Source organism: Thermostichus sp. OS-CIW-29 (genome assembly GCF_054058195.1).
Window position 1 is genome coordinate 13349 of sequence record NZ_JBSSAB010000004.1, and the last position, 16179, is coordinate 29527.

Genomic DNA, 16179 nt, shown 5'->3' on the forward strand with positions numbered 1-16179 from the left:
AAACGGATGTCGAGCCAGACGGACGGGGCCACCATGACGATTCAAACCAGCCGAACCCTCTCCCACTCTCTGGGCAGCAGAGCGAGCGCAAGTGCTGTTGCCTACCAGACCGAGTGTGTCGAATCTCGTCGGGATGACAGTGGCGCTCACTACGGCAAATTTGCTTTGGGGCCGCTGGAGCGCGGCCAAGGGATCACGGTGGGCAACGCTTTGCGGCGGGTGTTGCTCTCCAATCTGGAGGGGACGGCGGTGACTGCTGTACGCATTGCCGGGGTGACCCACGAGTTTTCCACGGTGCCGGGGGTGCGGGAAGACGTGATGGAGATCCTTCTAAACATGAAGGAGCTGGTGCTGCGCTCCAGTTCCCCCGAGACTCAGGTGGGCCGTTTGGTGGCTCAGGGGCCAGGGGAAGTTACTGCTGAGAAGCTGCAATTGCCCAGCGATGTGGAGGTGATCAACCCCCGTCACCACATTGCCACCCTGGCGGAAGGGGCGATTTTGGAAATGGAGTTCATGATTGGCCGGGGACATGGCTACCGCGCCGTCGATTACTCCGACAGCAAAGCGATGGCGATTGATTTTCTGCAGATCGACTCTGTCTTCATGCCGGTGCGCAAGGTGAACTACGCTGTGGAAGCAGCTCGGGTGGGCCAATTCCTGGAAAAAGATCGGCTAGTATTGGAAATCTGGACCAACGGCAGCCTCACCCCGCAAGAGGCCCTCAGCCAAGCGGCCCGCATTTTGGTGGGCTTGTTCGCACCGCTGCAGGAGGTCAGCTTCGATGCTCCTGTGCCGCCCAAGCCAGACGAGGACAACCAAAAAAACCAGATCCCCATCGAGGAGCTACAGCTCTCGGTACGGGCCTACAACTGTCTGAAGCGAGCTCAGATCAACACGGTGGCCGATCTGCTGCTCTATACCGAGGAAGATCTGCTGGAGATCAAAAACTTTGGCCAGAAGTCTGCCGAAGAGGTGGTGCAGGCTTTGAAAGCCCGCTTTGGTCTGACACTGCCCCGCACCCGCGAAAAAGGCAAGGCCTAGAGTTTAGGTTCCGTCTCAAGCATCTGCACCGCCGGCACGACCGCGTCAAAACCCAAGGATCCCCGAAGAGTGTAGGACACAAGACAGAGGTTACCATGCGCCACCGCCGTCGTACCCCCCACCTCAATAAGCCCGCCGACCAGCGCAAGGCCCTGATGCGGGCGCTGACCACGGCTCTGCTGCGGGAAGGGCGGATCACCACCACCAAAGCCCGCGCCAAAGCCATTCGGGCCACCACCGAGAAGATGATCACCCTGGCCAAAGAGGGATCCCTGGCGGCGCGGCGACAGGCGCTGGCCTACATCTACGACAAGGAGCTGGTGCGCTCCCTGTTTGAGCAGGCTCCTGAGCGCTACCGGGATCGGCCCGGTGGCTATACCCGCATCTTGCGCACCGTGCATCGGCGGGGGGATGGAGCAGAAATGGCGGTCATCGAGCTGGTGTAGCGGAAAGGGATCCATGCCGTACCGTCGCATTGCCCTGAGAGTTCAGTACCTCGGCAGCAGGTTCTATGGCTGGCAGCGCCAGGCAGCCCGCCGTACCGTGCAAGGGGTGCTGGAGGAGGCGATTGCGTCGCGGGCGGGGCATCCGGTAACCCTCTATGGGGCCGGTCGCACCGATACGGGGGTTCATGCTGCAGGCCAGGTGGCCCACTTCGACACCACCTCCGGCATCCCTGCGGCGGAGTGGTCGAGGGTGCTGAACGACTGTCTGCCGGAAGATGTGGTAGTGCTGGCTTCTGCTCAAGTGCCTGACTCCTGGCACGCTCGCTTTTCGGCTCGCTGGCGCCGTTACCGCTACCTGATCCTGAACCGGGAGCGACCGGATGTGTTCTGGCGCCTCTTTAGCTGGCAAGTGCGTTGGCCTCTGCAGGTGGAGCCGATGGCGGAAGCCCTGAATTCCCTGCTGGGGGAGCACAGCTTGGAAGCCTTCCGGCGGCGGGGATCGGATCGGCCCCACTCGCGGGTACAGGTGCAGGAGGTGCTCTGCCAGCGGCTGGGGGACTTGATCAGCATTGAGGTGCAGGCCAGCGGCTTCCTCTACCGGATGATGCGGCTCTTGGTGGGATCCCTAGAGGTGGTGGGCCGGGGCGAGCTCAGCCCGGCACAGTTTGTCCACCTGTGGCAACACAACGACTGGAGCCAGATGCGCACCCGCTACAGCGCTCCTCCGCAAGGGCTGTGCCTGACGGATGTGGGCTATGCTGCGGATCCCTTCGGTCAACAGTTCGCCCACTCGCCGCCCTTTTGGGCCTTGCCCACAGAGCCTCCCTCCGCCCTCCGGTCGCCGGCTGCGTTGGCCCATTCCTGCGGTTGATCTGGGCGATCTCCAAGCTTGTCCTGATATGTTTCCTTGGCTGCCATGAACAAAACTCCCCTTCCCAACCCCGAGACTCTGGCGCCCCGCTGGTATCTGGTGGATGCTGCCAATCAACGCCTGGGCCGCTTGGCCGCCGCTGTGGCCACCCTCTTGCGGGGTAAGCACAAACCGGACTTCACCCCTCACCTGGATACGGGGGACTATGTAATTGTGATCAATGCTGAAAAAGTGGTAGTTACCGGCAAAAAGCGCACCCAAAAGCTCTACCGCCGCCACTCTGGCCGTCCTGGCGGCATGAAAGTGGAAACCTTTGCCCAACTGCAGGCGCGCCTGCCGGAGCGGGTGGTGGAAAAAGCGGTCAAGGGAATGTTGCCCCACACCCGTTTGGGCCGGCGGCAATTCACCAAGCTGAAAGTTTATGTCGGGCCAAACCACCCTCATGAGGCCCAGCAGCCCCAAGTTTATCCCCTCAACACGATCCCAGGAGCCAAAGCATGACTCAAGCGAGCAGCCAACGAGCCGTTTATTGGGGAACGGGACGCCGCAAAACCGCCGTTGCCCGCGTGCGTTTGGTGCCCGGCACGGGCAAAATCATCATCAACGACAGGCCGGGAGACCAGTATCTGCAGTATCAAGAAGCCCTTCTGGCCAGTGTGAAGGGGCCGCTGGAGATCCTTGGTCTGGAAAACTCCTACGATATCCTAGTGCGAGCCCATGGCGGCGGCGTTCACGGCCAGGCGGATGCGATCAAGCTGGGGGTGGCGCGCGCCCTCTGCGAGGTGGATCCGGCCAATCGCGGCCCTTTGAAAGTCGAGGGTTATCTGAAACGGGATCCGCGCGCCGTGGAGCGGAAGAAATACGGCCTGCGCAAGGCCCGCAAGGCTCCCCAGTACTCGAAGCGCTAGGGATCCCTGCCGTTGTTTTTAGAGGAAGATGTTGATAGACAAGGGTATAGAAACAGGCCCAGAGGAGGAAAGGGTTATGCCCAAGAAAGGATTGCACCCGCAGTGGTATCCAGAAGCCAAAGTCATCTGCAATGGCGAAGTGGTGATGACGGTGGGATCCACCAAGCCGGAGCTCAAGGTGGATGTTTGGTCGGGCAACCATCCCTTTTTCACCGGCAGCCAGAAGATCATCGACAGCGAAGGCCGGGTGGAGAAGTTCATGCGCAAATACGGCATGAGCGGTGGCAAAAAGGCCAAGTAGAGGTTCCCCCATCTGGGTGTGGGCAACGCTTGGATCCCTGGGTATTGCGAATCTATGGCTTCTGCTCAACTGATCGACCAGCTTAAGAATGTCGAAGCCACTTTTCAGGAGCTGACGGTGCGCTTGGCCGATCCGGACGTGGCCACGGATCCAGCTGAGCTGCAGCGGATTGCCAAGGCCCGCTCCTCCTTGGAGGCCACCGTCCAGGCTTTTCACGACTGGCAAAAGCTGAATCGCGATCTGCAACAGACGGAAGAACTTTTGCGGGAATCGGCCTCCGACCCGGAGCTGGAGGCGATGGCAAGAGCGGAACTTGAGCAACTGCGGGCCCGCCAAGAACAACTGGAGGAAAAGCTCACCCTGCTGCTGCTGCCCCGGGATCCCAACGACGACAAGAACATCATGTTGGAGATTCGCGCCGGCACCGGTGGGGAGGAGGCGGCGCTGTGGGCGGCGGATCTGGCCCGCATGTACACCCGCTACGCCGAAAAGCTGGGCTGGTCGGTGCGTCTGGCGAGCCTCTCGGAAGGAGAGCTGGGGGGCTACAAAGAGGCGATCCTGGAGATTCAAGGGGATCAGGTGTACAGCAAGCTCAAGTTTGAAGCTGGCGTGCATCGGGTGCAGCGGGTGCCCGTCACCGAAGCGCAAGGCCGTGTCCACACCTCGACGGCCACGGTGGCGGTGATGCCAGAGGTGGACGAGGTGGAGGTGGTCATCGACCCGAAAGACATCGAAATCAAAACGGCACGCTCCGGGGGGGCAGGCGGCCAAAACGTGAACAAGGTGGAGACGGCGGTGGATCTTCTCCACAAGCCCACCGGGATCCGGGTGTTTTGTACCGAGGAGCGTTCCCAACTGCAGAACCGCCAGCGGGCCATGCAGATTTTGCGGGCCAAACTCTACGAGATGAAGCTGCAGGAGCAACAGGCCTCCATCAGCTCTGCTCGGCGCATGCAGGTGGGAACGGGATCCCGCTCGGAAAAAATTCGCACCTACAACTACAAGGACAACCGCGTTACCGACCACCGCCTTAACCAGAATTTCCCTCTGCAGCCCATCTTGGATGGGGAGCTGGACGACTTGATCCAAGCTTGTATTGGCCTTTACCAAAAAGAGCTGTTGGCGGAGCTATCCTAGGCCAAGCTGAGTTACCGCCAGCGGATGGGATCCCTTCTCGAGGACCTTTCCTCTGCCGAGCTAGCGGTAGAATAAATACCCACGTCGAGTGCCTAAACCCCCATGCTGGCCGAATACCGCCAACACGCCGCTGCCCGCGAGGCCCAAGGGATCCCGCCGCTGCCCTTAAACGCTGCCCAGACCAGCCAGGTGTGCGAGCTCCTGAAGGCCCCGCCTGCTGGCGAAGAAGCCTTTTTGTTGCACCTCTTAACAGAGCGCGTCCCGCCGGGGGTCGATGAAGCCGCCTATGTGAAAGCGGGCTTTTTGGCCGCTGTGGCCAAGGAGGAGGTTGAATCCCCGTTGATCACTCCCCTGCGGGCGGTGGAGCTCTTGGGCACGATGCTGGGGGGCTACAACGTTCAGGTTTTGCTGGATCTCTTACAGGATCCGCGCCAGGAGATTGCAGCAGCAGCAGCCCGCGCCCTCAGCCACACGCTGCTCATCTTCGATGCCTTTCACGATGTGCTGGAGCTGAGCCAAGCCGGCAATGCCTATGCCCGACAGGTGATCGAGTCTTGGGCCAAGGGCGAATGGTTTACCGCCAAAGCTCCCCTGGCCGCAGCAATCACTGTAACAGTGTTCAAGGTTGCCGGCGAGATCAACACCGACGACCTTTCCCCCGCCGCCCACGCCACCACCCGCCCGGATATCCCCCTCCACGCCCAAGCCATGCTGGAGTCCCGCGCTCCAGGATCCCTGGTTACCATTGCCGAGCTGAAGCGCCGCGGCCATCCCGTTGCCTTTGTGGGGGATGTGGTAGGCACGGGATCCTCCCGCAAATCCGCCCTCAACTCGCTGCTCTGGCACATCGGCCACGACATTCCCCATGTGCCCAACAAGCGGGCCGGCGGGGTCATCCTGGGGGGCACCATCGCGCCCATCTTCTTCAACACCGCCGAAGATGCCGGGGCCTTGCCCATCCAGTGCGATGTCTCCCGCCTGGAAACCGGCATGGTGGTTACCATTTGCCCCTACGAAGGTGTGATCCGCTCTGAGGCCGGCCAGGTTCTCTCCACCTTTTCCCTGCGGCCCGTAACCCTCCCCGACGAAGTGCGGGCGGGGGGACGTATTCCCCTGTTGATTGGCCGTGCCCTCACCGACAAAACCCGCCAAGCCTTGGGTTTACCTCCCTCCACCTTGTTTATCCGCCCCACTCCACCGGCAGACACCGGCAAAGGCTATACCCTAGCGCAAAAAATCGTGGGCAAAGCCTGTGGGCTGCCAGGCGTGCGCCCGGGCACCAGTTGTGAGCCCCTCATTACCACGGTGGGATCCCAGGACACCACCGGCCCCATGACCCGCGATGAGCTGAAGGAGCTGGCCTGTCTGGGCTTCAACGCCGACCTGGTGCTGCAGAGCTTCTGCCACACCGCCGCCTATCCCAAGCCGGTGGACATCCAGATCCACAAAGAGCTGCCCGACTTTTTCGCTTCCCGCGGGGGCGTTGTCCTGCGTCCCGGCGATGGCATTATCCACTCCTGGCTGAATCGCATGTTGCTGCCCGACACCGTGGGCACAGGGGGCGACTCCCACACCCGCTTCCCCTTGGGGATCTCCTTCCCGGCAGGATCCGGTCTGGTGGCCTTTGCCGCCGCCATGGGGGTGATGCCCTTGGACATGCCGGAATCGGTGCTGGTGCGCTTTACAGGTGAATTGCAGCCGGGGATCACCCTGCGGGACATTGTCCATGCCATCCCCTACGTGGCCATTCAGAGGGGCCTGTTGACCGTTGAGAAAAAAGGCAAGAAAAACGTCTTTGCCGGGCGCATCATGGAGATCGAGGGCCTGCCGGATCTGAAGGTGGAGCAAGCTTTTGAGTTTACCGATGCCTCGGCAGAGCGCAACTGTGCCGGCTGTACCATCAAGCTGAGCATCGAGACGGTCTCAGAATATCTGCGCTCCAACGTGGTGCTGCTGAAGAACATGATCGCCCGCGGCTATCAGGATGCGAGAACCTTGCTGCGGCGCATCGCCAAAATGGAAGCATGGCTGGCCAACCCCACCCTCCTGGAGGCGGATGCCGACGCCGAATACGCCGAAGTCATCGAAATTGACCTCAGCACCATCACCGAGCCAATTGTCTGTGCCCCCAACGATCCCGACAAGGTGATGACCCTGAGCGAAGTCCATGCCCAACACGCCGCCGGCAACCCCGATACGCCGATCAAGATTGACGAAGTTTTCATCGGCTCCTGCATGACCAACATCGGCCACTACCGCGCCGCCGCCAAAATCCTGGAAGGCCAAGGGCGGGCCAAGGTGCGCCAATTCTGGATCTGTCCGCCCACCCGCATGGATGAGGCACAACTGCGCTCGGAAGGCGTATACGGCATCTTTGCTGCCGCCGGGGCCAGAACGGAAATGCCGGGATGCAGCTTGTGTATGGGCAACCAAGCCCGCGTGGAAGACGGGGCCACCGTCATGTCCACCTCCACCCGCAACTTCAACAACCGCATGGGCAAAGACGCGCGGGTTTATCTGGGATCCGCCGAGCTGGCCGCCGCCTGCGCCCTTTTGGGCCGGATCCCCACCCCTGAGGAATACCAAGAGATCGTCTCCACCAAGATCCAGCCCTTTGCCGGCGAGCTGTACCGCTACCTCAACTTCCACGAGATCCCTGGCTTTGAGGACGAAGGACGGGTCATCCCGCGGCAGCACGTGGAGGAGCTGTCCAGGAGCCGTTCTTGAGCGAGAATAGGGGCTAGCTGCCCTGATAGCATGGCAGGGATCGCCCCATTGCCCTGGAGAAAGCTCAATGGCCCTGAATCCAAAGAGGATCCGCCGCATCCACCGCACCCTTGCCCCCATCCTGGCCTTGCCTTTGGTGGTAACGGTGCTAACGGGATCCCTGTATCAAATTGCCCGCCTCAACCAAAACTTCGACTACTACTGGCTGATCCAAATCCACAAAGGGCAGTGGGGCCCCCTCGATCTGCAAGCGGTTTACCCCTTCTTAAACGGACTGGGGCTGCTGGTGATGGTGGCCACCGGTCTCAGTATGTGGTTACCCACAAAACTCCATCGCCGCCCCAAACATACGGAGTCCCAGAGGGTTTTGGATGGATAAACCTGTAGGGTAAACACCTAAGAAACATTCCAGAAAACCCTACACTTCTCGGAATAGATTTGAATACACTAGAAGCATAGAGGTTTTGCTTATACCTCTAAAGTTGAGCCCCGAAAGCTAAGCTAAAAACTCGAACTGGAAGTCAAAAAAGCAAAGTAATAGAGGAGGAGGATGCTCTATGGCTCTTGTCCGCTGGGATCCATTTCGTGAAATTGACGAAATTCAACGGGAAATGAACCGGATGTTCGACCGGCTGATCCCTCGCACCACCGAGGCCGACGGCTTTGCCTTCATGCCGGCAGTGGAGATGCACGATGATCCCGAAACCATTACCCTGAAGCTGGAGCTGCCCGGCTTGAACCCCAACGACTTGGATATCCAAGCGACAGCCGAAGCGGTCTCCATCACCGGGGAACGGCGATTTGAGAAGCGCTCTGAAGACAAAGGGGTAACCCGGACTGAATTCCGTTATGGGCGCTTCCAACGGGTGATCCCGCTGCCGAACCGGATCAAACACGATCAAGTGAAAGCCGAATACAAAGATGGGATCCTCACCCTCACCTTGCCCAAGGCAGACTCTGAAAAAGCCCAAGTGGTCAAAGTGAGCGTTGTCTCCTGATGGCCTAGAGGTTAGGCAACTTCCTAATAGGGAAAAAGGATCCCATAGAGGTAGGCGATGAGCCTACCTTTTTTTACATTTCGGTTCAAGATTCCATGGCTTCCCAGCTCCCCTCTCCTTCTGGGAAAGGGGCCGGGGCAAGGGCAGGGGCAACGACCATAAACTGGCTTCGCTGCAGGGATCCCCAGCTCTCCCTACCGAACTCAACTCAACTCGATTTGACTTTTGCCCGCCGCTTTGGATAGGGTTTGAGTGCGCAACGGAGCCAAGGTTGAGAGCATGGCCAGCGTTACCTACGAACACGTTACCAAGCGCTACAGAGACACCACCGCCGTCCACGACCTGAACATCGCCATCGAAGACGGGGAATTTCTCGTCTTCGTCGGTCCCTCCGGCTGCGGCAAAACCACCTCTTTGCGCATGCTGGCCGGACTGGAAGAGGTGAGCGCCGGCTCCATCTACATCGGCGACCGAGTGGTCAACGATATCCCCCCCAAGGATCGGGATATCGCCATGGTCTTCCAGTCCTACGCCCTCTACCCCCACATGACCGTGGCCGAGAACATGGCCTTTGGCCTCAAGCTGCGCGGCCTGCCACGGGCGGAGATCGAAAGCCGGGTTAGGGGGGTGGCCAAGCGCCTTGGGATCGAGCACCTGCTTAACCGCAAGCCCAAGGAACTTTCGGGTGGGCAACGGCAGCGGGTTGCCGTCGGGCGGGCCATCGTGCGCAATCCGGCGGTGTTTTTGATGGATGAGCCCCTCTCCAACTTGGATGCCAAGCTGCGGGTACAGGCGCGGGCCGAGATTAGCAAGTTGCACATGCAACTGGGCACCACCTTTATCTACGTTACCCACGACCAGGTGGAGGCCATGACCATGGGCAACCGCATCGCCGTCATGAAGGATGGCCGCCTGCAGCAGGTGGATACCCCCCACACCCTCTACACCCGCCCGGCCAACCTGTTTGTGGCCGGGTTCATCGGCAGCCCCGCCATGAATTTCTTCCAGGCCAAGCTGCGGGAGCAGGAGGGCACCCTCTGGATCGATACCGGCGCCTTCCGCGTGGCCATCCCGCCCCACCAGGCAGAGCCCTATTGGCAATACGTCGGCAAGTCGGTCATCTTCGGCATCCGCCCGGAAAACATCCACGATCCCCAGTACCAACCCCCAGGGATCCAACCTGCCCCGGTGCGGGCTAAGGTCTCCGTCACCGAGCTGATCGGCCATGAAGTGATCCTCCATCTCAGCACCACCGACCGAGAAGGGATCCTGGCCGAGCAGGAGTTTGTGGCCCGCGTGGATCCCCGTACCCAGCTTCGGGTTAACCAGTGGGCAGAAGTGGTCTTCGACATGGATCGCTTCCACCTGTTTGACCCGCAAACCGAGCAGCGGCTGGGATAAAAACGATGACCAAAAAAACTGGGTTACAAGCCCCGCCCTTCTAGGGCGGCTTTTGTAAGATGCTATTCGACAGAAAAGGCAACTTTGCATGTACCTTGTCCGCAAGCTCAAGCTAGGCGTCTCAGAGCAACTGCAGCTGTTGAGCAGGGCAGCAGGCGAGCTGTACTCAAAGGTGCTCGTTCACTTTTGGCGGGTTGTCCGCAAGAAGGGACTGTGGTTGAAACCTTCCACGCTAATGCGGTGGTTTCCCAACGACCCTGAGAATACACTTCATGCTCACAGTGCAGACGCGGTAGTGCAAAGCTTCTTTGCCTCTTTGAAGTCCTGGCGAGAACGCCGCCAAACCGACCCCAACGCCCGTCCACCTCGACGGCGTCGGTACTATTCCAAAGTTCAATGGAAGTCTTCAGCCATCCAAGTCGTCAATGGAAAGCTGCGATTGTCGAACGGGAAAGGCAATGAGCCCCTGATGATTAACTGGGCTTGGGACACACCTGTTTGGGTAGAGATGGGCTGGGATGGCCAGCAGTATGAGTTGAGAGCTTGCTACAAGGTGGGGGATACGCTGCCGGAAGAAGAGGGGGAAGAGAGCAACGTTGCCGCTGTGGATTTGGGTGAGATTCACCCCGCAGTCGCTCATGAGGGGGGACAAACCTACCTTGCCAATGGCAGGCTGCTGCGCTCCAAAAGGCGCTACCAGAACAAGCTGCAGGGCAAGCTAGCTCGACTCCTGGCGCGCAAAAAGCGGGGTTCTCGGCGGTGGAAGCGGCTAATCCGTTCCAATCGCGTGAGCGGGACGGAGTCCTTACGCCTGCAGCTCAAGAAGCTACACCACCAAATCCAAGACATTCTGCACAAGCAGACGACCAGACTGGTCTCCACGCTCCACGAGCGAGGCGTGCAGACAGTTGTGATTGGCGACATTCGGGATATCCGGATGTCTGCCAACTACAACAAGAAAGCGAATCAGAAGATCCACCAGATGTTGCATGGTCAAGCTCGGCACCAAATCACTTACAAGGCCGAACGGCTGGGGATGAAGGTTGTGCTGCAGGATGAGCAGTACAGCTCTCAGGAGTGTCCTGTTTGTGGGCAGAGAAACAAGCCCAAAGGTCGTGTGTACAGGTGTGGGTGTGGGTTTGAGTTCCATCGGGACGGGGTGGGTGCAATTAACATTGTTGCTACGCAACGCTAACGCGAACGCAGGAAGTATCTGGGCTCCGGCCCAGTAGTTGGGGTTATGGCATCCCCCATAGGGTTGAGGTTGAGGACTCCGTCCCGCTAACGCGAACAGCCTCATGCCCTGTGTAGCTCAGTTGGTAGGAGCAATTCTGCTGGCTGAGAAAGAATCCCCGTCCTTTAGGGCGGGGGGTATGTCAACCAAAAAGGCCCCCATGTATGAATCAGGGGGGCTTTCGTAAGTCCTGGCTTTGCACTTGCCTAGCGAAGTGGGGAATCCAGCAGAATGACCAGGCGTTCTTCCAAAAACTTCAGGTTGGCCAACACTTGACTAAACGCTTCTTCCTGCGTCCAGTCCATAATCTCCATGGTCTTGTGGACTAGAGATTGCACCGGCACCGGCAAGGGGCCGAAGACATCCACCAGCCAGCGCACCGAGAAAGGATCGATGGTAATGTTCCCCTCAGCTCCCGGCCAGCCGTTGATGTTGACAGGCCCGTTGTCCCGAATGGCGTTGAGAAAAGCCTGCTTGGCATCCAACTTCACCAGAAGGGGGTGGGCTTGCACCGTGCCGTTCCACCATTCGTCGTTCGTAAACGGCTCAGCCTTGGGAATGCCGGGGTGCCCACACCAAAAGTCGATCAAGCGGGTCATGTTGGGGAAAATCAGCTCGATGAAGTGAAGCTTTTGCTCCTCGCTTAACTTATTGAGTTGCCGCATCGAGTAGGGCACCGGCTTGGTCAAGACCCTCTCCAACTTCCACTGCTGCCAATTCACCATGCTAATAAACTCGAGGCCGGCCTGCCTCAACATCTCAAACACCTGCGGCACCGTAAAGCCCTTGTCGCTGCGCAGCAGGAAGTTGGCCAGGATCCCCGCTGTGGTTTTGATGGCATCGCCGTTCCAGTGGCTCTTCACAAAGCTGGCGTCGGTGAGCGCTTCCATCACCTCTCGTAGCAGGGGCACCGCTTTGGCTGCCGGCTCGTCCATCACCCCCAGCAGCTCCATCGCATCCTGCATGTTGAAGATAAACTGCCGCTGATAAAGGCTATGAACATTGGTGCGGATGATCCCATCGGGCTTGAGCACCTGCCGCATGCCTTTCAAACCGGCAACCGGGTCGTCCAGTAGGTAGAGAACGTCGTTGCAGGCAATAAAATCAAACTCCTCCCCCAGCGCCGTCATGTCGGTAATGTCCATAACATGAAAGCGGGCGTTTTCAATCTTATGGAACTTAAAGCGCTGCTCTGCCATCTTGATGGACTCCGGCGAAATATCCACACCCACATAGCGAGCGCCGGGGTTGGCCGTTGCCAAAACCAAAGTTTCCCAACCGGAGCCACAGCCGGCATTGAGCATCACCTTGCCTTCCGGCAATACCACCTTGCGATCCCGCAGGTACCTGGCCGTCGTAAGGCTGTTGGCAAACAAGGCAAGGTTGTCGGTAACCGTCTGCTCAATCGGCACATTCGGGTAGGGAAACTCGTCAAACTGCGCCTGTACGGGGTTGGACACAACTTTCTCTGCCATGGCAGTCTTCCTGTTTTTGGGTATCCCAACACTCTTAGCACGCACCCTATCGTACTGCACAGCAAGCAAAAGACTGAGGCAAATCCAGAAAAGCCTGAGGATGGTATAGTGGTGGGGTGTTTTGTAACTACCTAACCTAGAATTCAGGGGAGTCGGGAAGAGGGATCCTTCGATGAGCCCCCGCAAGCGGCTGTTTTGGTTAATGGCAACTTTTCTCCTTGGAATTCTGGCTGCTTGTGGGCTAGCTAGCGGGCCCAGCCTCCTCAGTCGCCCAGAGACTTCATCGCCCGCCCCAGAAGGAGGCGTTGCTGCCTACTACGACGGCAACCCGCAATCGGTAACCATCCGCGATGCCGCCATTGCCTTTGCCATTGCCAGCGGGATCACCCAGCCCAGCCAGATTGTCAGCTTTGTCAACACCGTTTTGCGGGTGCAGCCTCCTCTCACCTTGGCTGAGGTGACCACGGCCGACCCCAATCCGGTGGCCATCTCCGATTTTGATGGGGATGGCACGCCAGGCACCATTCGGGATGCGGCTATTTTGTTTGCCATTGCCACTTTGCAGACCCGCGATGCCAACCGCATCAACACCTTCGTCAACACCGTTTTGCGGCTGCAACCTCCCCTCAACCTTACGCCTGAACAAGCGGCCAGATTGCCAGGGCCGGGATTTGTTCCGCCCACAGGGCTTCCAACCGCCTCGCCTTCGCCGTCACCACCTGGGATCCCCACCCTGGGGGTGCCGCAGGCGGTTACAGGGCGCTTGACCACCAGTAGCCCTCGGGATCCCCGTCGTCCTACTCACTTCATTCAGGATTTCCTGCTCAGCGCGCCTGCGGGGCAAACGGTGCGGATCCAGCTTTCCAGTATCGACTTCGATACTTACCTTTTCATCGTTAACCAGGCTACCGGCGAGGTGATTGCCGAAAACGACGACTTTGGGGGGAGTACGAATTCCCAGCTCGACTTGGTTGTGCAAGCTGGAATCAACTACTTGGTGCGGGTTAGCAGTTATGACCCTGGTGCTACGGGTGCTTTCCAGCTTAGGACTGCTCTGGTTGCCCCGGCACCCACTCCTTCTCCCACGGCTTCGCCCACTCCCTCTGCTGGCGGCTTCAACATCGAGATTGAATTCATCGACAACAGCCTCAGCCCTTCCCAGCGCAACATCGTTCTGCAAGCGGCCCGGCGCTGGGAGCAGATCATCACCGGGGATCTGCCTGATGTAACCGTAACTCTGGAGGCTGGCTTCTGCGGAGCTGGTTTCCCCCCGACTCCCCTGGTCAACCGGCCTGTGGATGATCTCTTGGTTCAAGTAACCGGCGCCCGGCTCCTCTCCAGCCCCCCTGAGAGTGATGGTCCGGGTAAGGCTGTGGGTCAAGCGGGCCCCTGTGGCCCCCTTCGGCCCGGGATCGGCATCATCCCCTATGCCAGGATAGGGATCGACCCGGCATATCTGGGTCGCTTAGAGGATCAGGGATCCCTGTTTGACGTTGTCCTGCACGAGCTGGGCCATGCTCTGGGGTTTGGCACCGTCCCCAACTGGCGTCCTCTTCTCCTCAACAGCGGCACCTCCAACCCGCGCTTTGCCGGCCGGCAGGCCACTGCTGAGTACAACAGCCTGGGCGGATCGGGGAATGTGCCGGTGGAGGTTGAGCCACCTCCCGAAGGTCACTGGCGGCGAACCCTAGGGTTGGAGCTGATGACGCCGGTGCTGCCACCGCCACCTGCACGCCCTGCTCTTAGTCGTATTACGGCTGCAGCCATGCAGGACCTGGGGTACCCAGGCGTTAACCTGGCTGCTGCGGATCCCTATACCCTGCCTCCAGAAGGGCGCCGCCTGCCCCCAGGGGAGGGGCTCTTCCTTGGCAACGACGCTGTTTTTGGCCCAATTGGGGGTGAGATAGAGCTTTTGCCCTAGCCGAGTACCTTCCAAAAAAGGCCCCCTAGCGGGGCCAGCAGGGGGAGGAGTCAAGCTTAAAGAGGAGGGAGAACTTTATGCTTCAGGCAAGGGTTCATAGGGCTGCAGGAAGAAGGATCCCCAGAAGGAGGAGGGAAAGTGTTGGTACCTAAGCTTAGGGTTCCCGTTCCCGTTGCTGCATTTTTGATGCCAATACCAACCTCATTGGTTCCAGTGCTGAAGGTGGTGCCATCCACGATCACAGAACCGCTGGAGTGGCTAGCTTTAATCCCAATTGCCCCTAACTGATTGGCTGTGTTACCGTTCAGCTTGATCTTAGAGCTTGGGCCCAACACCTTGGAGCCTCCGACGTTTAGCCAAACGGCTATGCTTGGTTTAAGGTCGGTTCCACTGGTAATGCTTTCGAGATTCACCGTGCTCGATTGAACAATCACCGGCCCTGCTGAAGCTCCACCTAAAACACCCACAACACCTAGACCATTGCTGCCGGTAGATTCAATGGTACTGCCGACTACCTCCAGAGTTGTGTTGTTACCTGCATGCACGATGGCGGCGGTGTAGTCTTTGTCGCCTTTGATCTGAACCTCCAGCCCTTGCAGCAAGATGGTACCGCCCAGCGTTAGAGCAGTTACTGCAATACACCTGTCACCCAAACTTGTAAAGGGCGTGCCGCCAGTGCCAAGATCCTTACAGTCAATCTTCATGTTTTCTAAAGATGTGCCCACACCGGCAAGGTTGATGGCTGCTGTAGGAGTAGGCCCACCCGGATCCCCGCTGGTAATCTTGAAGCCCTTGAGGCGATAGCCTTTGTTGAGAGTTAGGAGCTTGCCGCTCAAATTGAGGTTAAAGCCACTGGGGCCGACCACCGTCACAGATCCTTTAGTCAGGTTAGGGGTGCTGATGTTGCTAGAAACGCCCTGAGTTGCTGCCCTGACAATCGTTACCGTTACATCTGTTCCTCCGCCGGTGCCTGAGCCGGTAGTGTTGGCAGCAGAGCTGACGATGGGTGTAGTTAGCGCATACTCCACTGTTTGAAATGGCTGAGTAGCCGTACCAGGGTTCGTATTGTCTCCATACACTGGATCTACGAAGAACTGGATGGTCGAAGGTGTGGGCGTCGGAGTCGGGGTCGGAGTCGGTGTCGGAGTCGGGGTGGGCTCGCTGAAGAGGGTATCTAAGTTCGGCTGCGTGACGCTGACACCGCTGAGCTTCAGGGTGGTGGCAAGGAAGGGATTGATCTTACTGGCCGTCGGCGGAAGACCTGTTGAAATTGCCGCAAACAAAACCGCCGCATCCTTGCAGTCCACCACCCCATCGGCAGTAAAGTCCGAAATGGACGGCTTGAGCGGGTTGCCCAACCCCGTCACGTCGGCAGCCGTAATCGGCCCCACCTTGAGGGTGTTATTGACAAAGTTAACAATCTTCCCGGAGTCGTTGGTGTTGAGGGTGCAGGCGGCAAAAAGGACTGCCGCATCCTTGATGGTGACTGAGGTCTTTACCCCGTCGTAGTAGAAAGCAATGCTCTCGGAACCCCGAACTGCCGTTTCCGGCGCCTGAGCGGAAATGGTCGGCGGAACTTGAGTAACCGTAGGCGGATCCGAAGAGAACGAACAAGCGACCATGCCTCCTGCCAGGGAGGAAGCCAGAAGCAGGGGAGCTAACGAAGACCGGAAGCCGGGCCTTGAGCCGCGGGAAGCCATGGTAAACCTCCTACTGAAG

At 59.0% G+C, this 16179-nt stretch carries 15 protein-coding genes; 13 read left to right on the forward strand and 2 right to left on the reverse strand.

What is annotated here, in order from left to right; translation table 11 throughout:
• Positions 1-33: 33 nt before the first annotated feature.
• The 12 genes from ACVWZJ_RS02400 (at position 34) to ACVWZJ_RS02455 (ending at position 11025) form a co-directional block, all read left to right on the forward strand.
• Positions 34-1041: a DNA-directed RNA polymerase subunit alpha gene (locus ACVWZJ_RS02400; protein ID WP_457394471.1), complete on the forward strand. Its 1008-nt coding sequence runs from the start codon at positions 34-36 to the stop codon at positions 1039-1041.
• 95 nt (positions 1042-1136) lie between these two features.
• Complete coding sequence (gene rplQ / locus ACVWZJ_RS02405; RefSeq protein WP_011433191.1) at positions 1137-1487, forward strand: 50S ribosomal protein L17; 351 nt, start codon at positions 1137-1139, stop codon at positions 1485-1487.
• A gap of 13 nt (positions 1488-1500) precedes the next feature.
• Positions 1501-2358 (forward strand): tRNA pseudouridine(38-40) synthase TruA, encoded by an 858-nt coding sequence (gene truA / locus ACVWZJ_RS02410; RefSeq protein WP_457394377.1) that lies wholly within the window; start codon positions 1501-1503, stop codon positions 2356-2358.
• Between the two features lie 45 nt (positions 2359-2403).
• Positions 2404-2859 (forward strand): 50S ribosomal protein L13, encoded by a 456-nt coding sequence (gene rplM / locus ACVWZJ_RS02415; protein ID WP_011433193.1) that lies wholly within the window; start codon positions 2404-2406, stop codon positions 2857-2859.
• Positions 2856-3266, forward strand: a complete 411-nt coding sequence (rpsI, locus tag ACVWZJ_RS02420) for a 30S ribosomal protein S9 (protein WP_011433194.1) — start codon at positions 2856-2858, stop codon at positions 3264-3266. The genes rplM and rpsI overlap by 4 nt, the downstream gene beginning before the upstream one ends.
• Before the next feature lie 76 nt (positions 3267-3342).
• Positions 3343-3567, forward strand: a complete 225-nt coding sequence (gene rpmE, locus ACVWZJ_RS02425; RefSeq protein ID WP_011433195.1) for a 50S ribosomal protein L31 — start codon at positions 3343-3345, stop codon at positions 3565-3567.
• Positions 3568-3621: 54 nt separating this feature from the next.
• Positions 3622-4704 carry a peptide chain release factor 1 gene (prfA, locus tag ACVWZJ_RS02430; protein WP_011433196.1) on the forward strand — a complete coding sequence of 361 codons (1083 nt, stop codon included), beginning with the start codon at positions 3622-3624 and terminating at the stop codon, positions 4702-4704.
• Between the two features lie 102 nt (positions 4705-4806).
• Entirely contained in the window at positions 4807-7431 is a 2625-nt protein-coding gene (gene acnB / locus ACVWZJ_RS02435; protein ID WP_011433197.1) for a bifunctional aconitate hydratase 2/2-methylisocitrate dehydratase, read from the forward strand.
• A 67-nt stretch (positions 7432-7498) separates the two neighbouring features.
• Positions 7499-7810 (forward strand): PepSY domain-containing protein, encoded by a 312-nt coding sequence (locus ACVWZJ_RS02440; RefSeq protein ID WP_011433198.1) that lies wholly within the window; start codon positions 7499-7501, stop codon positions 7808-7810.
• Positions 7811-7988: 178 nt separating this feature from the next.
• Positions 7989-8429, forward strand: coding sequence for an Hsp20/alpha crystallin family protein (locus tag ACVWZJ_RS02445; RefSeq protein WP_011433199.1), 441 nt, complete (start codon positions 7989-7991; stop codon positions 8427-8429).
• 279 nt (positions 8430-8708) lie between these two features.
• The gene (locus ACVWZJ_RS02450; RefSeq protein WP_011433200.1) at positions 8709-9830 is read left to right on the forward strand and encodes an ABC transporter ATP-binding protein; all 1122 of its coding nucleotides are present in this window, start codon (positions 8709-8711) and stop codon (positions 9828-9830) included.
• Positions 9831-9918: 88 nt separating this feature from the next.
• Positions 9919-11025 (forward strand): RNA-guided endonuclease InsQ/TnpB family protein, encoded by a 1107-nt coding sequence (locus ACVWZJ_RS02455; protein ID WP_011433201.1) that lies wholly within the window; start codon positions 9919-9921, stop codon positions 11023-11025.
• Between the two features lie 245 nt (positions 11026-11270).
• Here the strand turns inward: ACVWZJ_RS02455 and ACVWZJ_RS02460 are convergent, their stop codons facing one another.
• Positions 11271-12539 (reverse strand): class I SAM-dependent methyltransferase, encoded by a 1269-nt coding sequence (locus tag ACVWZJ_RS02460; RefSeq protein WP_011433202.1) that lies wholly within the window; start codon positions 12537-12539, stop codon positions 11271-11273.
• A gap of 172 nt (positions 12540-12711) precedes the next feature.
• Here ACVWZJ_RS02460 and ACVWZJ_RS02465 point away from each other — a divergent pair, with 172 nt between their 5' ends.
• A complete protein-coding gene (locus ACVWZJ_RS02465) occupies positions 12712-14460 on the forward strand; it encodes a peptidase M8 (RefSeq protein ID WP_011433203.1) in 1749 nt (582 codons plus the stop codon).
• A 56-nt stretch (positions 14461-14516) separates the two neighbouring features.
• Here ACVWZJ_RS02465 and ACVWZJ_RS02470 read toward each other — a convergent pair whose 3' ends face one another.
• The gene (locus ACVWZJ_RS02470) at positions 14517-16082 is read right to left on the reverse strand and encodes a hypothetical protein (RefSeq protein ID WP_148202728.1); all 1566 of its coding nucleotides are present in this window, start codon (positions 16080-16082) and stop codon (positions 14517-14519) included.
• Between the last annotated feature and the right edge of the window lie 97 nt (positions 16083-16179).